The sequence below is a fragment of the Alcaligenes sp. genome (assembly GCF_050255915.1).
Lineage (GTDB): Bacteria > Pseudomonadota > Gammaproteobacteria > Burkholderiales > Burkholderiaceae_B > Alcaligenes > Alcaligenes aquatilis.
In genome coordinates, this window is the sequence record NZ_JBFWIQ010000004.1 from 240,377 (window position 1) to 260,158 (window position 19,782).

Below are 19,782 nucleotides of genomic sequence, written 5' to 3' on the forward strand. Positions count from 1 at the left end.
ATGGCCTACGATCTTGAAGAACAGGAAAAACTAGATGCCATGCGAGCATGGTGGGACCGCTGGGGCACCTTGTGCATTGTGCTGGCGTTTGCCGCGTTGGCTGCGGTAGCGGGCTGGCGCGGTTGGCAGTGGTACCAGGGCCATCAGGCAGGTCAGGCCATGGGTTACTTTGAGGCGCTGGAAAGTGCTGCTGCCCAGACCGGCGAAGAGGCTGATGCCCGCGTGCTGGCTGCCAGCACGACCTTGCGTAACGATTTTCCCAAGTCTGGCTACACCTCTCGCGGTGTTCTGCTGGCTGCCCAGGCCTTGCAGCAACGCGGCAATCTGACGCCTGCTCGAGAGCAACTGGAGTGGATGGTCACAACCAACCACGACCCCGCGCTGACCCCGCTGGCACGTCTGCGTCTGGCCGGTATCTTGCTGGAACAAAAGAATTATGACGAAGCGCTGGCTCAACTGGCAAATCCTCCTGCCAGCTTTGCCGGTCTGTTTGCGGATCGCAAAGGCGATATTCTGGCCGCTCAAGGACAGAACGATGCAGCGCGCGACGCCTGGAAACAGGCCGTGGAGTTGCTCAAGCAAGACCCTATTTCGCAGTTGGTCCAGATCAAACTTGATGCCCTGGCAGGAGCTTAACGCATGTCTCTTTCTACTATTCGCCCATCCTCATCCTCTGCCATGCGTGTCTTGCGTCTGAGTGCTCTGGCTTTGAGTCTGACCGCTTTGGCTGGTTGCTCCATGTTCTCCAGCAAGGACCCACGTTTCGAGCCCACTCCCTTGACGGAATACACTCCCGGTGTGGCCGCCAAAATTAGCTGGAGCACCTCTATTGGCAGCGGGGCAGATTCGGGCTTTGCACCGCAAGTGACTGGCTCTTCGGTCTACGCTGCATCGGTCTCGGGTCAGGTCAGCAAGGTGGATCTGGATACGGGTCGTGTGCAGTGGTCAACCAATGCCGGCAAGAAGTTGACGGCTGGTGCAGGTTCGGATGGCGTAGTGACGGCCGTGGCTTCAGTGGATGGCAACGTGATTGCGTTTGACGACTCGGGCAAGGAATTGTGGCGCAGCCGTAGCAGCAGTGCCGTGAATGTGCCTCCTGCCGTTGGTGCTGGTGTGGTTGTCGTGCGCACTAGCGACTACCGCCTGCAAGCCTTTGATGCCAGTACGGGTGATTTGCGTTGGAGCTTACAGCGTCCTGGTCCGGCCTTGTCCTTGAAAACCAGCATGCAGATGCGCATTATCGACGGTTTGTTGCTGGCAGGTATGCCCAATGGTCGCCTGATGGCGATTGACGCCGCTCAGGGAAATCTGGTGTGGGAAGGTAGTATCTCTGTTTCTCGCGGTGCAACCGACCTGGAGCGCATTAATGACGTTGTGGGTGCTCCCCAGGTCGTCGATCCTTTGTTGTGCGGCGCCACCTATCAGGGGCGCGTAGCCTGCTTTGACGTTTCCCAAGGTGGGCGCTTGGTGTGGGATAGGGAATTTTCGGCCGGTACCGGTATCGCAGCGGACAACCATATGTTGTATGCCGCCAATAGCCGCAGCCAGATTGAAGCGTTTGCCATGACTGACGGGCAAACGATCTGGACGCAGAATGCGTTGCGTAACCGTAGTCTGGCTCCTTTGGCCGTCATGCCCCAGGCGCTTGCCGCCGGTGACATGGAAGGCTATGTTCACTTTCTATCGCGACTGGACGGCACCTTGTTGGGCCGGGTCAGTGTCGGCGGTGGTGCCATTGTGTCGCCTTTGGTCGGAACCCCACGCGGGGTTCTGGTCCAGACCGGCAATGGTAATTTGGTCTTGGTTGGAATCAATTGAAAAGCGTTTCTTTTAAGCCCGTAGTGGCTTTGGTCGGTCGGGCCAACGTTGGCAAGTCCACTTTGTTCAACCGCTTGACGCGCTCGCGCGCGGCTCTGGTGGCGAACTTCCCGGGCCTGACCCGCGACCGTCATTACGGCGAAGGCCGGGTGGGTGAACGTCCCTACATTGTGGTCGATACGGGCGGTTTTGAACCTGTCGCTAAAACCGGTATGTTGCTGGAGATGGCTCGCCAGACTCAGCAAGCAATTGCCGAGGCCGATGTCGTTGTCTTTTTGGTCGATGCCCGTGAAGGTGTCAATGCCCTGGATCTGGAAATTGCGCAGTTGCTGCGCAAGCTGGGTCAAAAAGTGCTGTTGGCCGTGAATAAAGCCGAAGGCATGCGTTATGAGGCCGGTGGGGCAGAGTTTCACGAACTGGGTCTGGGCCAGCCTTACCTGATTTCCGCTTCGCACGGCGATGGCGTGGAAGAGCTGATCAATCTGGCTCTGGAGCAGGTGCCCAGCCCCGATTCTGATAGCGAGGGCCAGGACGATGAGGAGTTTCAGCATCGTATCAAGTTGGCGATTGTGGGCCGCCCCAATGTGGGCAAGTCCACCCTGATCAACACCTTGGTAGGTGAGGATCGCGTGATTGCGTTCGACCAGCCTGGTACCACGCGTGATGCCATTGAAATCGAGTTCGAGCGCAACGGGGTGGAATACACCCTGATCGACACGGCCGGTTTGCGCAAACGCGGCAAGGTATTCGAGGCGGTGGAAAAGTTCTCTGTTATCAAGACCTTGCAGGCGATTGAAGCATGTAATGTGGTCTTGCTGATGATTGATGCCCACACGGAAATTTCCGACCAGGACGCCAGCATTGCCGGCTTCGTGGTAGAGACCGGCCGTGCGCTGGTTGTCGGCATCAATAAGTGGGATGGGCTGGACGAGTACCAGCGCGAGTGGATCAAGCGTGAGTTCGATCGCAAACTGCGTTTTTTGAGCTTTGCCAAGATGCATACTTTGTCGGCTCTGAAAGGGCAGGGCATCAATCCCTTGCTCAAGTCGGTCAATGCCGCACACGCCGCCGCGTTCGCCAAGCTGTCGACTCCCAAACTTACGCGTGTCATGCAAGAAGCGGTGGAACAGCAACAGCCGCCACGCAAAGGTATTTTCCGTCCCAAGTTGCGGTATGCTCACCAAGGTGGCATGAACCCGCCGATTGTGGTGATTCACGGCAACGCCCTGGATGCCATTTCGGACAGTTATCGCCGTTATCTGGAGACGCGTTTTCGCGAGGCCTTCAAGTTGGAAGGCACGCCTTTGCGCATCGAGTTCAAATCGTCTAAAAACCCTTATCTGAAGGACGCGTAATGAGCCGTTTGTGGAGTGATCATGTAGCAGGGCTTTCTCCCTATGTACCAGGTGAGCAGGTCAAGCTGGATAACCTCTTGAAGCTGAACACAAACGAGCATCCTTTCGGTCCGTCGCCTAAGGCATTGGAAGCGATCCGCCAGGCGGCGACCGACGATTTACGTCTTTACCCGTCTTACAGCGCGCAGGAGCTGCGTGACGCCGTGGCGCACAACCATGGCGTCAAAGCCAATAATGTCTTTTTGGGCAATGGCTCGGACGAAGTGCTGGCCCATGTGTTCAGCGCCCTGTTCCTGCGTGGTGTGCGTCCGGTCCTGCTGCCCGATATCACGTACAGCTTCTACACCACTTACTGTTCGTACTTTGGTGTGCCCGCTGATATCGTGCCCCTGCGTGAGGACTTCACGCTGAATGTGCAGGACTATGTGCGCAAGCGCAGCCTGCCGCCCGCCGGCATTATCTTTGCCAACCCCAATGCACCTACCGGTATTCCGCTGTCTCTGGAAGATATCGAAACCATTCTGGCTGCCAACCCGGATACCACGGTTGTGGTGGACGAGGCTTACGTGGATTTCGGCGGTACCTCTTCGGTCAGCCTGCTGGAAAAGTATGACAATCTGGTTGTGATCCAGACTATGTCCAAGTCACGTGCCTTGGCAGGCCTGCGTGTTGGTTATGCCCTGGCCAGTGCCGACATCATCCAGGCTCTGGAGCGGGTGAAAGACAGTTTCAACTCCTACCCCATGGACACCATCGCCCAGGTGGGCGCCGTGGCTTCCTTGAAGGATACGGAGTATTTTGACCGTCAATGCCAGGCGGTGATTGATGCTCGCGAACAGTTGCGTGCCGATCTGGAGCAGTTGGGTTTTGAGGTTTTACCCTCGAAAGCGAACTTTTTGTTGGCAACGCACCCTAAGCATTCGGCAGCGGGTATTCAGCAAGCCCTGCGCGAGCAGGGGATTTTGGTTCGTCACTTCCGTCAGCCACGCATTGAGCAATATTTACGTATTACGGTAGGATCGCCCGAGCAGTGTGCCCGACTGTGTAACAGTTTGCGGCAGATTTTAGGGCAAGGCGCCTGATATACACTTATTAGATAAAAATCTCCAGTTTGGAACGTGCGAATTCAGGGAAAACCCGGTAAAGTAGTGGGATTCGCTTCCATTTCTGGAAAAACAACATAACCGGAGCATCACCAATGAGCAATAAAGGGCAAATTCTACAAGACCCGTTTTTGAACGCGCTGCGCAAGGAGCATATCCCTGTGTCGATCTACCTGGTCAACGGCATCAAGCTGCAAGGTCAGATCGAGTCCTTCGATCAGTATGTCGTACTGCTGCGCAATACCGTCACTCAAATGGTGTATAAGCACGCGATCTCTACCGTCGTTCCTGCACGCCCTGTTACTTTGGCTGCGGATGAGCAGGCTGAATAAATCCTCACCCAGTTCTTTGTACTCTGAAAGACCCGTCTCGCGGAGCCCGCGGGCGGGTCTTTATTTCTGGAGCAAGCGTTGAAGGCACTGGTCATTAGTGTGGATATGGGCGAGCTGGACTATAAAGCCCATGCGGAAGAATTCGTCATGCTGGCCGAAGGTGCTGGCGCCCAGATTGTGGAACAGTTGGTCGTGCGTCGTTCCCGCCCAGATTCTGCTTACTACATTGGTACAGGCAAGCTGGAAGAGGCCGTCGCGCTGGCCAAGGCGACAGAGGCCGAAGTGGTGCTGTTTGACCATGCCTTGAGCCCGGCACAGCAGCGTAACCTGGAGCGTAAGCTGGAATTGCGCGTTGTCGACCGGGTTGCTCTGATTCTGGATATTTTTGCCCTGCGGGCGCAAAGCCATGAAGGTAAGTTGCAGGTCGAACTGGCGCAGTTGCAGCACCTGACTTCCCGATTGACCCGGATGTGGACTCACCTGGAACGCCAAAAGGGCGGGATCGGGATGCGTGGTCCAGGTGAATCACAGTTGGAAATGGACCGCCGCATGATTGGCGACAAAGTCCGTACCTTGCGAGAACGTCTGGCCAAGGTGCAGCGTCAACGCAGTACCCAGCGCCGTGCCCGCACTCGCAGCGGGACGTTGTCGGTGTCACTGGTGGGCTATACCAACACGGGTAAATCCACCTTGTTCAATGCCTTGACTCGGGCGGATGCCTACGCGGCCGACCAGTTATTTGCTACCTTGGACACCACGACGCGCCGTATCTGGATTGAAGGGGCTGGGCAGGTCGTGATTTCGGATACGGTGGGCTTCATTCGAGAATTGCCGCCGACCTTGATCGCGGCTTTCCGGGCCACTTTGGAAGAGACCGTCCATGCGGATTTATTGCTGCATGTGGTCGATGCCGCCAACCCTCAACGCGATGAGCAAATCGCTGAAGTTCATAAGGTTCTGGAGGACATCGGGGCCCATGAGATACCTCGTATTCTGGTCTACAACAAAATTGACCAGGCTGGCTATGAGCCACGGGTAGAGCGGGACGAACATGGTACTATTGCCCGAGTCTTTGTTAGCGCTTTAGAGCGCATCGGATTGGACGGGTTGCGTGCAGCAATCGTCGAATCAGGTCATTTCGCGGAAAACAATGCGTCTGAACAATAAAATATTCAATCTCAATGATCCCGGTTGGGGACGAGACAGTGGCAAAAACGGTTCCGAGCCACCTCGCCGCCCCGAGAAACAAGATGGCCCGCCTGACCTCGACGAGGTGTGGCGTGACTTCAATAGTCGCTTGGGATCTCTATTTGGCAAAAAGGGACGTCGTTCCCCTCCGGGTGGCATGCCTCCGGGGAGTGGTAATGGCCCCTCCATGCCTAAAGGCTCCCCCAAGCTGCTGATTATCGGCGGCGTGGTGGCGGTAGGTCTTTGGATGGCCAGTGGCTTTACCATCGTGCAAGAAGGTCAGGTTGCCGTGGTGACTCGTTTTGGCGAGTACACCAAAACCTTGAATCCCGGTCTGCAATGGCGCTGGCCTGCTCCGATCGAAGATTACCAAACTGTCAATATTTCCCAGTTGCGTACCTTCGAGGTGGGTTACCGCGGAAGTGCGCGCAACAAAGTCCTGCCTGAGTCCCTGATGCTGACGACCGACGAGAATATCGTTGATATGCAGTACGTGGTTCAGTATCGCCTGTTGCCTACCGGTGCACCGGACTATTTGTTCAACACCAATAATCCGGACGAATCGGTACGTCAGGCGGCAGAAACCGCCATGCGTGAAGTCGTGGGCAAACAGCCTATGGATACCGTTCTGTATTCCGGCCGTACGCAGATTGCGTCGGACGTGCAGCAACTGGCTCAGTCCATTCTGGACCGTTACCGTACCGGTATTCAGATCAGTACCGTGGCTATCCAGAACGTGCAGCCGCCCGAGCAGGTTCAAGCGGCCTTTGATGATGCCGTCAAGGCCGGTCAGGACCGCGAGCGTCAGATCAATGAGGGTCAGGCATACGCCAACAAGGTATTGCCCGAAGCTGCTGGTCAAGTGGCTCGCATGATGCAGGAGTCCGAGGGTTACAAGGCTCGTGTGATTGGTGATGCCAAGGGTGACACCGCACGTTTTGGCAGCGTTGAGGCCGAGTACGTGAAGGCTCCGGGTGTAACGCGGGATCGTCTGTACCTGTCCACGATTCAGGAAATTCTGGAAAGCACCAGCAAGGTACTGGTTGATACCCGTAGCGATAACAACATGCTCTATTTGCCTTTGGACAAGATCGTGCGTCAGGTAGGTAGCCGTACCGATATGGAGCCGTCAGCCCCGGTCGTTTCTGCGTCGGTGCAAGGGCAGGTAAGCCGTTCGCCCGCACCAGCTTCGGTATCCAAAGCGCCGGCACCTGCTAACTCAGCCGGCCTGGATACTTCGCTGGGTTCGCTGGTCAGCCCTTATTCCCCATACGCACGCTAGGAGAGCTTGATGCAACGTTTATTTCCTGCTCTGGTGGCCCTGGCGGTAATTGTCGGTCTGCTGCTGTCTTCCGTATTTATCGTGCGTGAGCGCGATGCGGCGCTTGTTTTTGCCCTGGGTGAAGTGCGCGATACCATTACAACGCCCGGTTTGCACTTCAAGTTGCCGCCGCCATTTGAAAACGTGGTGTTCCTTGACAAGCGTCTGCAGACAATTGAAACCAAGGACCCCGAGCGTATTCAGACCGCTGAAAAGAAGAACCTGTTGATCGACTCTTACGTCAAATGGCGTATTTCCGATCCACGCCTGTTTTACGTGACTTTTGGCGCAACGGATCGTGGTGCGGTCGAGCGTTTGCAGGCTCAGATTCGTGACGCTTTGAACGCTTCGGTGAACGTCCGTACCGTGAAAGAAGTGGTGTCTACCGAACGTGATGCCATTATGCGCGAGGTGCTGACTGCCGTTGAAGCGCGTGCTCGTCCTTTGGGTGTGGAAGTGGTTGATGTGCGTTTGCGCCGCATTGACTTCGCTCCCGAGATTTCGGAATCGGTGTACCGCCGTATGGAAGCCGAGCGTACACAAGAAGCAAACCGCTTGCGTGCAACCGGTGCCGCTGAAAGCGAGCGTATCCGTGCCGAAGCCGAACGTCAGCGTGAAGAGTTGCTGGCTGATGCCTACGCACAAGCTCAGGCCATTCGTGGTCAGGGTGATGGTGAAGCCGCTGCTATTTACTCCGATAGTTATGGCAAGAACCCCGAGTTCTACCGTTTCTACCGCAGCCTGGAAGCCTATCGTAGTGCTTTCAGCAAACAGACCGATACGTTGGTCATCAGTCCTGACTCTGATTTCTTCAAGTATTGGGGCGAGCAAGGATCACCCGCAGCACCTGCGAACTGATCCCCGCTAGAGAACTTAGGGCCGTTGGGTGTTCCACCCGCGGCCCTGATCGTTTATACTAGCGTGTAAGTTACTAACACCACTTCGCATGCGACTTAGGCGGCTTACAAGCCCTAAGTCGCTTTTTGTTTGGCTGGAACTTTCGTTTATAAGTAGTCCGAGGCACGAGTATGTCCAATTGGTTGTTGCCAGAGAGCCTGGCTGATATCTTGCCTGCAGAGGCGCGTCGCATCGAAGAGCTGCGCCGCGATTTGCTAGACTTGTATCGTACTTACGGGTTCGAACTGGTCGCTCCGCCGCTGGTGGAGTATCTGGAATCCCTGCAGGCGGTTTCTGGCACAGATTTGAATCTGCGGACCAGCAAAGTCGTCGATCAAATCTCGGGTCGTACGATGGGCGTACGCGCCGACATGACCCCCCAGGTAGCTCGTATTGATGCTCACTTGCTTAACCGCGAAGGCGTGACTCGGCTTTGCTACTGTGGTTCGGTCTTGCATGCTCGTCCGGCTGGTTTGCTGTCGGACCGTGAGCTATTGCAGATCGGCGCGGAAATCTTCGGCCATGCCGGTATCGAATCCGATCTGGAAGTGGTGCAACTGGCGCTGGAAAGCGTGGGTCGGGCAGGGGTGCATCATCCTCGTCTGGACTTGAACTACCCCGATCTGGGGCGCTTCCTGATCGAGCGCGATCCTATTTTGAAAACCCGCGTGGCAGAAGTGTGTGAGCTTCTGAACGCCAAGGATGTGTCGGGCCTGCGTGCCCTTGGTCGTGAGTCGGGTTGTCTGCCCGAAACTACTCGCTATCTGTTGGCTCTGACTTCCTTGTATGGTGATGGCAGCGTGCTGGAGCGCGCTCGCAGCGTTTTGCCCGATGAGCCCGAGGTTCGTGAAGCCTTGGGTAGCCTGCGCAGCTTTATTGATGCCTTGCCTGGCCACGAAATTACAGTGGACCTGGCCGATATCGGCAGCGGTTATGCCTACCATTCTGGCCTGATCTTTTCGGTTTATGCGGAAGGCTGGCACGATGCCCTGGTCAAGGGCGGACGCTTTGACGGTATTGGCCGCATGTATGGCCGTGCTCGTCCTGCAACCGGCTTCAGCCTGGATTTGCGCAAGCTCTCGGCTGGCCTGGCGCCGGCTCAGGCGGCCCGCGCGGTACGTGCCCCCTGGGGCAATGATGCGGCCCTGAGTGCAGCGGTCAGGCAGTTGCGTCAAAACGGTGAAATTGTGATTCAGATGCTGCCCGGTCAGGAGCTGAATCTGGATGAATTCGTGATCGACCGCGAGCTGGTCTTGTCGGACGGTCAGTGGCAAGTTAGGGCGCTGTAAACCAGACGGTTTATGGCGTTGGTGATTGTTATCGGTCCGGCACCGCGCCGGCCTCCTTTATTCTGATACTAGACATGAGCAAAAACCTTGTGGTGATTGGCACCCAGTGGGGTGACGAAGGCAAAGGCAAGATCGTCGACTGGCTGGCCGAGTCCGCGCATGGCGTGGTTCGTTTCCAGGGTGGGCATAACGCTGGCCATACATTGTGGATTAATGGCAAGAAGACAATTCTGCGCCTGATTCCTTCGGGCATCATGCACGAGCACGTCACTTGCTACATTGGCAATGGCGTGGTGCTCTCGCCCGAAGCCCTGCTGACCGAAATTGCCGAGCTGGAAGCGGCCGGTCTGGACGTGCGTTCGCGCCTGCAGATCTCGCCCGCCTGCCCACTGATTCTGCCCTACCACATCGCTGTGGACCAGGCTCGTGAAAAGCGTAAAGGCGATGGCAAGATCGGTACTACTGGTCGCGGTATTGGCCCTGCCTACGAAGATAAGGTGGCACGCCGTGCCCTGCGTGTTCAGGACCTGTACGATCCCGAAATCTTCGACGAAAAACTCTCCGAAGCGCTGGATTACCACAACTTCGTGCTGACCCAGTACCTGGGCGCCGAAGCGGTCTCCGCCGAGCAGGTTCGTGATCTGGCCATGAAGCACGCTGAACAGCTGGCTCCTATGGTGGCTGACGTGTCCAACAACCTGTACCAAGCCAAAAAAGCAGGGCAAAAGCTTCTGTTTGAAGGTGCTCAAGGTGCGCTGTTGGATATTGACCACGGTACCTACCCCTTCGTTACCAGCAGCAACTGTCTGTCCGGTGCGGCTTCTGCGGGTTCGGGTGTCGGTCCTCAGGAACTGAGCTACGTGCTGGGCATTGCCAAGTCCTACACGACACGTGTGGGTTCGGGTCCATTCCCAACCGAATTGCTGGATGACACCGGCATGCGTCTGGCTACCGTGGGCAAGGAATTTGGTTCCGTAACCGGCCGTCCCCGTCGTTGTGGCTGGTTTGATGCGGCTGCCATGAAGCGCTCGGTCATGATCAACGGTATTTCCGGTCTGTGCATCACCAAGCTGGACGTGCTGGACGGCGTTGAGCAAATCAAGATTGGTGTGGGTTACCGCTACAAGGGCGAGTTCCTGGACGTTTTGCCTTACGGTGCACACGCGGTTGCTGAGGCCGAACCTGTTCTGGAAGAAATGCCCGGCTGGACCGAGTCCACAGTGGGCGTGACCGACTACGACAAGCTGCCTATCAACGCTCGTCGTTATCTGGAACGTATTGCTGAACTGTGCGATGTGCCTATCGACATGGTTTCCACAGGGCCAGATCGCAACGAAACTATTGTATTGCGCGATCCGTTTACCAAATAAGCGATTTATCGCGGTATAATGCCTTGCACCGTTGTACGGTGCGTACAGAGCGGCCTGAAGGGCCGCTTTGTCGTTCTGGACGCTGCGTTGGCCTACCAGACTCTTGTTTTGCAGGTACCAAAGCGCAGCTAGTGCATTTATATCTGGAATACATATGAGTCTGCCCCCAAATAGCGATACTGATGAATGGGTTTCCTGGGAACAATACAATCGCCTGATTGAGCAATTGGCCCTGAGCATTCACGAATCAGGCTGGAAATTCGACAAAATTGTTTGCCTGGCTCGAGGCGGCATGAGAGTGGGAGACGTTATTTCGCGCATCTATGATGTGCCCTTGGGTATTTTGGCCACCAGCAGTTATCGTGAGGCCGCCGGTACCGAACAGGGCGATCTGGATATTGCGCAATACATCACCATTACCCGTGGCACCTTGGATGGCAATGTGCTGCTGGTCGATGATATGGTCGATACCGGCAAGACTTTTATGCGTGTACGCGATCACTTGCGTGCACAGTTTCCTGCGATCACCGAGCTGAAAACCGCTGTTTTGTGGTGGAAAGGCCACGCACAAGTCGACCCAGACTACTACGTGTCCAAGTTGCCCACAAATCCCTGGATTCATCAGCCTTTTGAGGACTACGATAGCATTCGCCCTCATCAGCTGGACGCCTGGATCCGTAAGGGTACAGGTCAGGCTTGATCGTTGGTATTCAGATACTTGGTGGATAGCCTAATTGCGCCTTGCTTGGTGTATGCCTGCAATCGTGCTACCATATTGGGCTATCTGTTACGCTAACTCTTTTTACAAAGGTCAGGGATTACATGTCCATTGTTCGCCTGAAAGAAAACGAACCTTTTGAAGTTGCTTTGCGCCGCTTCAAACGCACTATTGAAAAAACCGGTCTGTTGACCGAGCTGCGCTCGCGCGAATTCTACGAAAAGCCAACGGCTGAGCGCAAGCGTAAACACGCAGCCGCCGTGAAGCGCCACTACAAACGCATCCGCAGCCAGCAACTGCCCCCACGCTTGTATTGATCCCTGAATCTTTTGTTCAGGAACTGCTCGCCCGTGTCGATGTCGTAGATGTCGTCGGGCGATATGTGCAGTTGCGTAAAGGCGGGGCCAACTTGCTTGGCCTGTGCCCTTTTCACAACGAAAAATCCCCTTCATTTACAGTCAGTCCGACCAAGCAGTTTTACCATTGCTTCGGTTGCGGCGCTCACGGATCGGCTATCTCGTTCCTGATGGAACACACCGGGGCTTCATTCCCCGAGGCGGTACGCAGCTTGGCTGGGTCCGTCGGAATGACTGTGCCCGAAGCAGATCGCACCCCACGCCAACGTGCTGCCGATGCGCGTCGTAAAGACGAGCTATCGCGCCAGCATCATATTCTTGAGACGGCACAGGGGCATTACCTGCGTCAGCTAAAACAATCTCCCATTGCGATCGATTATTTAAAACGTCGTGGCCTGGATGGGGAGACGGCTGCCCGTTTCGGCCTAGGCTGGACAGGTACCGAGCGACGCGGGCTATCGGCTGTTTTTCCGCAATACGAAGACAAGCAACTGGTTGAGTCCGGCTTGGTGATCGAGTCCGAGGATGGTCGTCGCTACGATCGTTTTCGTTCGCGTGTCATGTTTCCGATCCGCAGTACCAAAGGCCATATCATTGGCTTTGGTGGCCGTCTGATCGAAAAAGGCGAACCCAAGTACCTGAACTCACCAGAAACGACGCTGTTTTCCAAAGGGCATGAGCTTTACGGCTTGTGGGAAGGGCGTCAGGGCATACGCCAAGAAGGCTTTGTCCTGATTGTTGAAGGTTATATGGACGTGGTGGCGCTGTCGCAACATGGCTTGCATAACGCTGTGGCGACATTGGGCACCGCGACCACCGAACACCACATCACCAAATTAATGCGCGCCAGCGACAGGCTGGTGTTTTGCTTTGATGGTGACAGGGCTGGGCGCAAAGCTGCCTGGCGTGCCTTGAATACCTGCTTACCCTTGGTTCGTGATGATGTCTCCATCCGCTTCATGTTTTTGGCGGATAACCACGACCCGGATTCGTTTGTTCGTGAGTACGGCGCGCAAGCGTTTCGCGAGCAAGCCCAGCAAGCAGCGGCGTTATCACGCTTTTTCCTGGATGAACTGGCTGCCCATCATCGTATGGACGAGGCAGAAGGTCGCGCGGCCTGTGTACACGAAGCGTTGCCTTTGTTGCTGGAGCTGGCCGACAGCACTTTGAAGGTGCAGATTCAACATGAATTTGCCCGCATGGTGCTGCTCACCCCGGAAGAGCTGGCGCAGCGTTTGAGTACGGTAGAGCCGTTGCGTCGAGCTGTTGTCGATACGCCACCGGCACAGGACGGCCTGGTCGCCAGGCCTGCTGTACCGATACAAGCTGCGCCCGCAACGGATGAGATGGCCCCGTTTGAGGACGGCTTTGATGGTTCCTTTGCCGACAGTTTGCCGATGGATGGCTGGCAAGATGAGCCCGGTTGGCAGCCTCAGGAACAATACCAGGAGCGGCCGCTATCAGGGCGAGGCAAGGGGGGCAAGAATAATCGCCAACGGCAAGAGCGTGCTGTCCTCGGTGGCAGCCGTACCGTGACCCCGATGGCTAAGCGATTGCTGCGCTTGCTTATTGGGCATCCCACTTTGGTGGGAGGACTAGGCGATCAACAGCTTGAAATTTTGGCACAAAGCCCCCACTTACGGTTGGTGCAAGAGCTGATCGCCTTAAGTAATATCAGTTCGGCGCGTCACGCCGGCGCGTTGCTGGAGGCCGTGGACCCCGAGTCTGACTTGGCCCCAGTGCTTGAGGCGCTGGCCACGGAGCTTTTGGGCGAGGAAGAATTGCCCGATCCCCAAGGCGAATGGCGTGATGCGCTGCATCGCATCGAACTGGATGCGATCAAGGCAGAGCAGTCGGCATTGATCACTACGGGCTTGAAAGAGCCCGAGCAGCGTCAGCGTTATCAAGAATTGACACGCCGTATTGCTTTGTTGAATGCTGCTTATACTCGGCAAGTGAAGTAAAATAATGGGTTATGTGTGGTGTTTGTGGCCGGCCAGGGGGTTAAAACTGGTACGCAAGCAAATGCGGCGGGTTAGCGGATTGTGAACCACCTTATGCCTTGAGCCCATGAGCCAGGGATTAAATGACTTAGGGTTCGCTCGCGCAACACGCCCAGGCGCAAGCCGGTTGTGAACACGCTCATCATCAGGCTCTTTTGCCTGTACGACTCGGTGGCTACACATTTAGTGCCACAGGGGTAAATGGCGTCTATGGAAGAAAATATGACTCAAACGACTGGTAAAACCTCGACGACGGTCTCTCGGTCTGCTAAGAAAACCTTGGCCGCGACAGCAAAATCAGGGGCATCAAGCTCGGTAGAGCTCGATGAGCTTCACGAAAGTGGAGAGCCAGGCGCAGCGCCTGCCAAAAAGGCAGCTAAAAAGGCGGCTGCTAAAAAAACGGTAGCTAAAAAAGCGGCTGCCAAGAAAACAGCGGCTAAAGCCGCTACCGGCGGTCGCCGTGGACGTCCTGCAAAAAATGCCAATAACGACGGTATCGATTTTGTCGATGACGACGAAATGGGCGAAGAAGAGGTCATTCCTGATCTCAAGCCGGTGGCCAAGCGTGGTGCCAAGCGCGCCAAAGCCGAAAAAGACGTTTTTGGGGTACGTGGCCAACTGAGCCCTGAAGAACAGGAAGCCCGTCGCAACCGCCTCAAAGCCCTGATCAAGCTGGGTAAGGATCGCGGTTACCTGACCTACAGTGAAATCAATGACCACCTGCCCGATGATCTGGTGGATGTCGAAGCCATTGATGGCATTATCGGCACCTTCAGTGACATGGGTATTTCGGTTTACGACCAGGCTCCCGACGCTGATACCTTGCTCATGAGCGATAACGCGCCCATGGCATCCAGCGACGACGATGTTGAGGACGAAGCTGAGGCCGCTTTGACCACGGTTGATTCCGACTTCGGTCGCACGACTGACCCTGTGCGTATGTACATGCGCGAAATGGGCTCGGTGGAACTGCTGACTCGCGAAGGTGAAATTGAAATCGCCAAGCGTATCGAAGATGGTCTGAAGCACATGGTGATGGCGATTGCCGCCTGCCCAACCACGGTTAACGAAATTCTGGCCTATGTTCAGCGTGTGCGTGAAGGCGTCATGCAGATCGACGAAGTGGTTGACGGCCTGGTGGACGATGATGGCGAGGAATACGCCGGTTCCGGCGTGAGCGCTGACGATGAGGACGAAGGTCCAGCCGGCGGCATGAGCAGCAAGCAGATTGAATACCTGCGCAACAAGTCGCTCAAGAAATTCGACATCATTGGCGAATGGTTTGACAAGATGCGCGTGTCTTTCGAGACCGATGGCTACAAGAGCCCCGGTTACGTGCAGGCACAGGAAACCATCCTGAACGAATTCATGGGCATTCGCTTTACCGCCAAGATGGTGGAAAAGCTGGCCGACACCATGCGTGAGCAGGTTGCAATTGTGCGTCAGCACGAACGCGAAATCCTGAACATCTGTGTGGATCGTGCTGATATGCCACGTGCGCATTTCATCAAGGCTTTCCCAGGCAACGAAACCAATCTGGATTGGGTGGTGCAAGAGGTTGCTGGCAACCACGCTTACAGCGCCATTCTGGAACGCCACATCCCTGCCATTCAGGAAGTTCAGCAAAAGCTGATCGACCTGCAAACCAGCGTTGTTCTGCCTTTGAAGGATCTCAAAGAAGTCAACAAACGCATGACCACCGGTGAAGCCAAAGCTCGTAAAGCCAAGCGCGAAATGACCGAGGCCAACTTGCGTCTGGTGATCTCGATTGCCAAGAAGTACACCAACCGTGGTTTGCAGTTCCTGGATCTGATTCAGGAAGGCAATATCGGTTTGATGAAGGCGGTGGACAAGTTTGAATACCGTCGTGGCTACAAATTCTCCACCTATGCAACGTGGTGGATTCGTCAGGCCATTACGCGTTCGATTGCTGACCAGGCCCGCACGATTCGTATTCCGGTTCACATGATCGAAACGATCAACAAGATGAATCGTATCAATCGTCAGATCTTGCAGGAAACCGGCGTTGAACCCGATCCCGCAACCCTGGCCCAGAAGATGGACATGCCCGAGGACAAGGTTCGCAAGATCCTGAAAATCGCTAAAGAGCCTATCTCCATGGAAACGCCTATCGGTGACGATGACGATTCCCACTTGGGCGATTTTATCGAGGACAACAACACTGTTTCGCCATCGGATTCGGCTTTGCACGGTTCCATGCGCGACGTGGTGAAAGATGTCCTGGATTCCCTGACGCCACGCGAAGCTAAAGTGCTGCGCATGCGTTTCGGTATCGAGATGAGCACCGACCAGACCCTGGAAGAGGTGGGCAAGCAGTTTGATGTCACGCGTGAGCGTATTCGTCAAATAGAGGCCAAGGCTTTGCGCAAGTTGCGTCATCCTAGCCGTGCTGACAAGTTGAAGAGCTTCCTGGAAAGCCAGTAAGTCTTTAGCTTGTTTGCTTAGGCAAAATAAAAAACCCGGCCTTTTCAGGCCGGGTTTTTTTGTGCTCAGAGACCTGCCTTTTGAAATGTCTTTTCAAGGGTTGGGCCTTGCGCTCGATAAAAGCTTACTTGTTCTTTAGACTGGCCTGTCGCAATGAGTTTTATTGCTTTGGGCGACGCTGTTAGCACAGATGACCTTGCTGTTTCAGAAGATCATGACGGATCCAGATCCAGCTTGAATACACAGCCTTTGCCGTTCGGTCCACCTTGTACGCTCAAGCTCCAGCCTTGAGCCAGCGCCAGTTGGCGGGCCAGTGCCAGTCCGATGCCTCTGTGGCCCTCTGTACGCAGTCCTGTGGGCAGTTGCTTGCCTTGGCTGAAATGGCGCTCAAAAATCAGAATTTGATCTTGCGTGGCGATGCCGGGGCCGTCATCTTGCAAAGCCAGGACGGAGGGCGCAATCCAGCTCAGTTGTAGTTTGCAGGGTGCGGCATGGTCGATGGCGTTGCGCATCAGGATGCGCAGCAGCATGGACAGGGCATAGGGGTCCAGGGTGTAGAGCAAGGTGTCGGGCACTAAGTTGCTCCAGCGTACTTGGTGGCTATTCGCATCCAGCAGGGCGACGGCCTGCCAGGTTTGTTGAGCCAGTTCGTGAATGTCCACCTCGCGCATATGGCGCTCTGCGGTATAGGCCAGGCTTTCGGCGGCATCCAGACTGGCGGTGACCGCATCGGCTTGCGTCATCATGCGCTGTAGACGCTGTTGTTGCGGGCCTTCGGGCAGTTGCAGCAACAAAAGCTCGCAATCGCTGCGTATGGCGGTGAGCCCTGTACGGAGTTCATGGCCCAGATTAGCGGCGAACTCGCGTTCATGAGTCAGCAGTTCTTCAACCTGCTCCTGCATGCGATTAAAGGCCCGGATCAGACGTCCAGCCTCATCGTCCTGGTGCTCGGGCAGGCCGGAGCGCCCAGGTGCCCAGTTTTCCAGGTGACGGGACAGGGTCAGCATGGGAGCCACGGCGTGGCGAGCGACCCGGCGTCCGAGCAAAAAAACCAGCAAAATCGTGGCAGAACCGATCAGGAGCAGAATCAGACCAAACTCGCGCACCCGGTCTTCGTGAGGGGTAGCGCGATACACCAGATACAGTTGCCCTTGCTCTTTATCCTGGCGCAGTACGTGCCAGGTATCGCTGCCTATATGGAACTCGTAAATCCCCGGTCTGGGGACGCGGGCAAATTCAGGTAGGTTGTCCAGGGTTTGGCCTGGCAGGAACCAGTAGCTGTCCAGTTCTGCCCCCAAGGCTTCGCTACGGTTGTAGGCGCTATCGGGCAAGAGGCTAGGGTTGCGGGCGTAGGAGATCAGCATGGCATTGACCATCTCGTCTTCCATGCGTGCAAAGGCCACATAGGCCAGCCCACCCATGATGATGACCAACAAGGCGGCAATCAGGGTCAGGGCCCAGGACACGCGCTGGGTGAGGGTGCTCATGAAGCGGCTTCGGCGTGGCGCTTTGGCCATCTCTTAACTCTCCTGTTGCAAGCGCCAGCCCATACCAGGCAAGGTTTCGACGGTACCTGCACCTGCTTCGGAAAGAGCACGGCGCAAGAGATGGATTTGGCTGCGCAAGGCCTCGGGTGAAGGCGCACCCTGAGGCCACAGTGTTTTTTCCAGAGAGCGGCGAGTCAGAATGGCTTGCGGGTCGCGTAACAAGGCTTCCAGCAACTGGCGGGCTTTGAAGCTCAGGTGCAGCTCTTGTCCATCCACACTGACCAGCGCCGTATCCAGGTTGTATTCCAGACTGCCCCAATGTAGCGAACCGTGCTGTACTTGTGGTGGGCCACGACGCATCAGGGCGCGTAGCCGCGCCTCGACTTCGGCCAGAGCAAAGGGTTTGATCAGATAGTCGTCGGCTCCCAGGTCAAAGGCGGTGAGTTTGCTTTCGAGCTGGCTGCGAGCCGTCAGGACTAACGTGGGGATGGGCGTTTGTTTGGATTGGCGCAGGGCCTGGAGGACACCGAAGCCATCCAGACCGGGCAGGCCCAGATCCAGTACCAGCGCATCAAAATCCTGTTCTTGCAGCAGTGTCAGCGCACCATTGCCGTCGTAGGCGGCATCGACCGCAAAGCCTTTCAGCTCCAGATAGGTATAAAGGTTTTCGGCAATGGTTGTATCGTTTTCAACAATCAGGACACGCATGACAGCTTGTTCCACAGGGTTGGGACAGTTCTTGTTCAGCTTACTGCACTTGGGGGCAATCAGGGTAGACGCAGAAGTACGGGTACCCAGCCATTAATCTGCAACCACTGTGCCAGGGCAAAGACGGGCCAGATCAGGAAATAGGGCAAGGCATCGCGCAAGGTGCGGGCCAATCCAGTCAGGGACACTTGCAGCTCGTTCGGGCTGTTCCACAGGCTCAGGCGTGGGGCCAGACGAGGGACGCGCTGGCAGTAGTCCTGATAATCCTGGCCAAAAACCTTTTGCAGCAAAACCTGCTCTTCGTCGATCACATTATTGAAGACGGCGTAGACAAATAGTGCCAACACGGGACCAAGCAGCAGGCTGCCAGATAGTGCGCCCATGCCGGTGACAGCACAAAGTGAGAACAGATACAGCGGGTTGCGGCTGATGGAGTAGGGGCCTTGGCTGATCAGACTGGAGCCTTTGTGCCCACCCAGGTACAACATACACCAGCAACGGCCCAGGACGGCAATCAGCACCAGACCTAGACCGGCCATGCGGGTGAATTGAAAGACCAGCGAATCGTTGGCCCAGGTGGGGGCAAAGAAAGGCAGAATCACGACCATCAGGCCACCAAACACCCCCAAGGTTCGACGACGCTGTACCTGAATGCTGGCCAGATGTTCCCAGGCCTGTGCGACGGTGGCGCGCTTGCTATGGGAAGCAGACCAGCGTTTGGGGTTCACAATCAGCGGATAGAAGGCCAAGCTGCCTAACAACCAGACAATGGCCAGCGAGGCAAAGACCTGCGGCAGATCGAGACGTTCTTGGTCGGTTTCCAGCAAGCCCAGCAAGAACGCGCACAGCAGGCCTGCCAACAGGCCACCCCAGCGCAGGCGGGACTGGTTCAAGGCCCAGCCTGCAAAGTACAAATGCAGTAGACCGGCTCCCACCGCTACGACTGCCCCCACACCCAGCAAGGGTTTGATTTCGGGTATCGACAGGTACATGGACGGCAGTCCGTAGGAGGAGGCAGAGCGCTGCAACATCAGCATCAGCAAGGGAACGGCCAGGAACAGGGCGGTGCCGAGCAGCATGATGCGCTTGCCTGCCACGGCATCCTGTCCACGCAAACGCAACAGTTTCCAAGCGGCAAATGACAGTCCGGCGGCGGCAATCAGGCCGGTCAACAAGCCTTGCGCCTCTTTCATTTCATGGGCCATATGGCCGGGCTGATGGCTGATAGCCAGCAAGGGGTTAAGCGGTGACCAGCCCTGAGTCAGGCTGGCCAACCAGAGAAACAAGAAAGTGACCCCCAGAACCTGGGTTAACAGGTAGAACAAAGCGTTGCGCTGCACCTGAATAGATGTGCCGGACATAAAGAAATCTCGCCAAGAATTCGAGGGAACC

At 56.0% G+C, this 19,782-nt stretch carries 17 protein-coding genes; 14 read left to right on the plus strand and 3 right to left on the minus strand.

The genetic code is table 11. The features are described 5' to 3' along the window. The 14 genes from AB7E06_RS07025 to rpoD all read left to right on the plus strand — a co-directional run bounded on the left by AB7E06_RS07025 (position 1) and on the right by rpoD (position 16,195). Positions 1 to 636, plus strand: a complete 636-nt coding sequence (locus AB7E06_RS07025) for a YfgM family protein (RefSeq protein WP_395029264.1) — start codon at positions 1 to 3, stop codon at positions 634 to 636. Between the two features lie 3 nt (positions 637 to 639). Next, on the plus strand, positions 640 to 1,818 hold the full coding sequence (gene bamB, locus AB7E06_RS07030) for an outer membrane protein assembly factor BamB (RefSeq protein ID WP_094197055.1): 1,179 nt from the start codon (positions 640 to 642) through the stop codon (positions 1,816 to 1,818). After that, positions 1,815 to 3,173 (plus strand): ribosome biogenesis GTPase Der, encoded by a 1,359-nt coding sequence (gene der, locus AB7E06_RS07035; protein WP_108727648.1) that lies wholly within the window; start codon positions 1,815 to 1,817, stop codon positions 3,171 to 3,173. The genes bamB and der overlap by 4 nt, the downstream gene beginning before the upstream one ends. Beyond that, positions 3,173 to 4,255 carry a histidinol-phosphate transaminase gene (gene hisC / locus AB7E06_RS07040; protein WP_108727647.1) on the plus strand — a complete coding sequence of 361 codons (1,083 nt, stop codon included), beginning with the start codon at positions 3,173 to 3,175 and terminating at the stop codon, positions 4,253 to 4,255. Before der ends, hisC begins: the two co-directional genes overlap by 1 nt. 116 nt (positions 4,256 to 4,371) lie before the next feature. Next, complete coding sequence (gene hfq / locus AB7E06_RS07045) at positions 4,372 to 4,608, plus strand: RNA chaperone Hfq (RefSeq protein WP_003799329.1); 237 nt, start codon at positions 4,372 to 4,374, stop codon at positions 4,606 to 4,608. A gap of 78 nt (positions 4,609 to 4,686) precedes the next feature. Then, positions 4,687 to 5,775 carry a GTPase HflX gene (hflX, locus tag AB7E06_RS07050; protein ID WP_094197052.1) on the plus strand — a complete coding sequence of 363 codons (1,089 nt, stop codon included), beginning with the start codon at positions 4,687 to 4,689 and terminating at the stop codon, positions 5,773 to 5,775. Next, on the plus strand, positions 5,759 to 7,078 hold the full coding sequence (gene hflK, locus AB7E06_RS07055) for an FtsH protease activity modulator HflK (RefSeq protein WP_395029263.1): 1,320 nt from the start codon (positions 5,759 to 5,761) through the stop codon (positions 7,076 to 7,078). Before hflX ends, hflK begins: the two co-directional genes overlap by 17 nt. Before the next feature lie 9 nt (positions 7,079 to 7,087). Beyond that, positions 7,088 to 7,975: a protease modulator HflC gene (hflC, locus tag AB7E06_RS07060; RefSeq protein WP_094197050.1), complete on the plus strand. Its 888-nt coding sequence runs from the start codon at positions 7,088 to 7,090 to the stop codon at positions 7,973 to 7,975. Between the two features lie 170 nt (positions 7,976 to 8,145). Further along, positions 8,146 to 9,303 carry an ATP phosphoribosyltransferase regulatory subunit gene (locus AB7E06_RS07065; protein ID WP_395029262.1) on the plus strand — a complete coding sequence of 386 codons (1,158 nt, stop codon included), beginning with the start codon at positions 8,146 to 8,148 and terminating at the stop codon, positions 9,301 to 9,303. A gap of 74 nt (positions 9,304 to 9,377) precedes the next feature. Then, a complete protein-coding gene (locus AB7E06_RS07070) occupies positions 9,378 to 10,673 on the plus strand; it encodes an adenylosuccinate synthase (protein ID WP_009455867.1) in 1,296 nt (431 codons plus the stop codon). Between the two features lie 154 nt (positions 10,674 to 10,827). After that, positions 10,828 to 11,373 carry a phosphoribosyltransferase gene (locus tag AB7E06_RS07075; protein WP_021446480.1) on the plus strand — a complete coding sequence of 182 codons (546 nt, stop codon included), beginning with the start codon at positions 10,828 to 10,830 and terminating at the stop codon, positions 11,371 to 11,373. Between the two features lie 122 nt (positions 11,374 to 11,495). Next, positions 11,496 to 11,708 (plus strand): 30S ribosomal protein S21, encoded by a 213-nt coding sequence (gene rpsU / locus AB7E06_RS07080; protein ID WP_003799344.1) that lies wholly within the window; start codon positions 11,496 to 11,498, stop codon positions 11,706 to 11,708. Beyond that, positions 11,705 to 13,711 carry a DNA primase gene (gene dnaG, locus AB7E06_RS07085; protein ID WP_094197047.1) on the plus strand — a complete coding sequence of 669 codons (2,007 nt, stop codon included), beginning with the start codon at positions 11,705 to 11,707 and terminating at the stop codon, positions 13,709 to 13,711. The genes rpsU and dnaG overlap by 4 nt, the downstream gene beginning before the upstream one ends. A 261-nt stretch (positions 13,712 to 13,972) precedes the next feature. Beyond that, positions 13,973 to 16,195, plus strand: coding sequence for an RNA polymerase sigma factor RpoD (gene rpoD / locus AB7E06_RS07090; RefSeq protein ID WP_094198377.1), 2,223 nt, complete (start codon positions 13,973 to 13,975; stop codon positions 16,193 to 16,195). 212 nt (positions 16,196 to 16,407) lie between these two features. Here rpoD and AB7E06_RS07095 read toward each other — a convergent pair whose 3' ends face one another. The 3 genes from AB7E06_RS07095 to AB7E06_RS07105 are packed head-to-tail and all read right to left on the minus strand — an operon-like array spanning position 16,408 to position 19,751. Then, a complete protein-coding gene (locus tag AB7E06_RS07095) occupies positions 16,408 to 17,682 on the minus strand; it encodes a HAMP domain-containing sensor histidine kinase (protein ID WP_346548293.1) in 1,275 nt (424 codons plus the stop codon). A gap of 33 nt (positions 17,683 to 17,715) precedes the next feature. Next, positions 17,716 to 18,390: a response regulator transcription factor gene (locus AB7E06_RS07100; protein WP_094197045.1), complete on the minus strand. Its 675-nt coding sequence runs from the start codon at positions 18,388 to 18,390 to the stop codon at positions 17,716 to 17,718. A 59-nt stretch (positions 18,391 to 18,449) separates the two neighbouring features. Beyond that, a complete protein-coding gene (locus tag AB7E06_RS07105) occupies positions 18,450 to 19,751 on the minus strand; it encodes an isoprenylcysteine carboxylmethyltransferase family protein (RefSeq protein ID WP_346548296.1) in 1,302 nt (433 codons plus the stop codon). Positions 19,752 to 19,782 lie beyond the last annotated feature (31 nt).

Coding starts and splice junctions, on each gene's coding strand:
- AB7E06_RS07025 (WP_395029264.1), top strand. CDS start 1: ATGGCCTACGATCTTGAAGAACAGGAAAAACTAGATGCCATGCGAGCA.
- bamB (WP_094197055.1), top strand. CDS start 640: ATGTCTCTTTCTACTATTCGCCCATCCTCATCCTCTGCCATGCGTGTC.
- hisC (WP_108727647.1), top strand. CDS start 3,173: ATGAGCCGTTTGTGGAGTGATCATGTAGCAGGGCTTTCTCCCTATGTA.
- hfq (WP_003799329.1), top strand. CDS start 4,372: ATGAGCAATAAAGGGCAAATTCTACAAGACCCGTTTTTGAACGCGCTG.
- hflK (WP_395029263.1), top strand. CDS start 5,759: ATGCGTCTGAACAATAAAATATTCAATCTCAATGATCCCGGTTGGGGA.
- hflC (WP_094197050.1), top strand. CDS start 7,088: ATGCAACGTTTATTTCCTGCTCTGGTGGCCCTGGCGGTAATTGTCGGT.
- AB7E06_RS07065 (WP_395029262.1), top strand. CDS start 8,146: ATGTCCAATTGGTTGTTGCCAGAGAGCCTGGCTGATATCTTGCCTGCA.
- AB7E06_RS07070 (WP_009455867.1), top strand. CDS start 9,378: ATGAGCAAAAACCTTGTGGTGATTGGCACCCAGTGGGGTGACGAAGGC.
- AB7E06_RS07075 (WP_021446480.1), top strand. CDS start 10,828: ATGAGTCTGCCCCCAAATAGCGATACTGATGAATGGGTTTCCTGGGAA.
- rpsU (WP_003799344.1), top strand. CDS start 11,496: ATGTCCATTGTTCGCCTGAAAGAAAACGAACCTTTTGAAGTTGCTTTG.
- rpoD (WP_094198377.1), top strand. CDS start 13,973: ATGACTCAAACGACTGGTAAAACCTCGACGACGGTCTCTCGGTCTGCT.
- AB7E06_RS07095 (WP_346548293.1), bottom strand. CDS start 17,682: ATGAGCACCCTCACCCAGCGCGTGTCCTGGGCCCTGACCCTGATTGCC.
- AB7E06_RS07100 (WP_094197045.1), bottom strand. CDS start 18,390: ATGCGTGTCCTGATTGTTGAAAACGATACAACCATTGCCGAAAACCTT.
- AB7E06_RS07105 (WP_346548296.1), bottom strand. CDS start 19,751: ATGTCCGGCACATCTATTCAGGTGCAGCGCAACGCTTTGTTCTACCTG.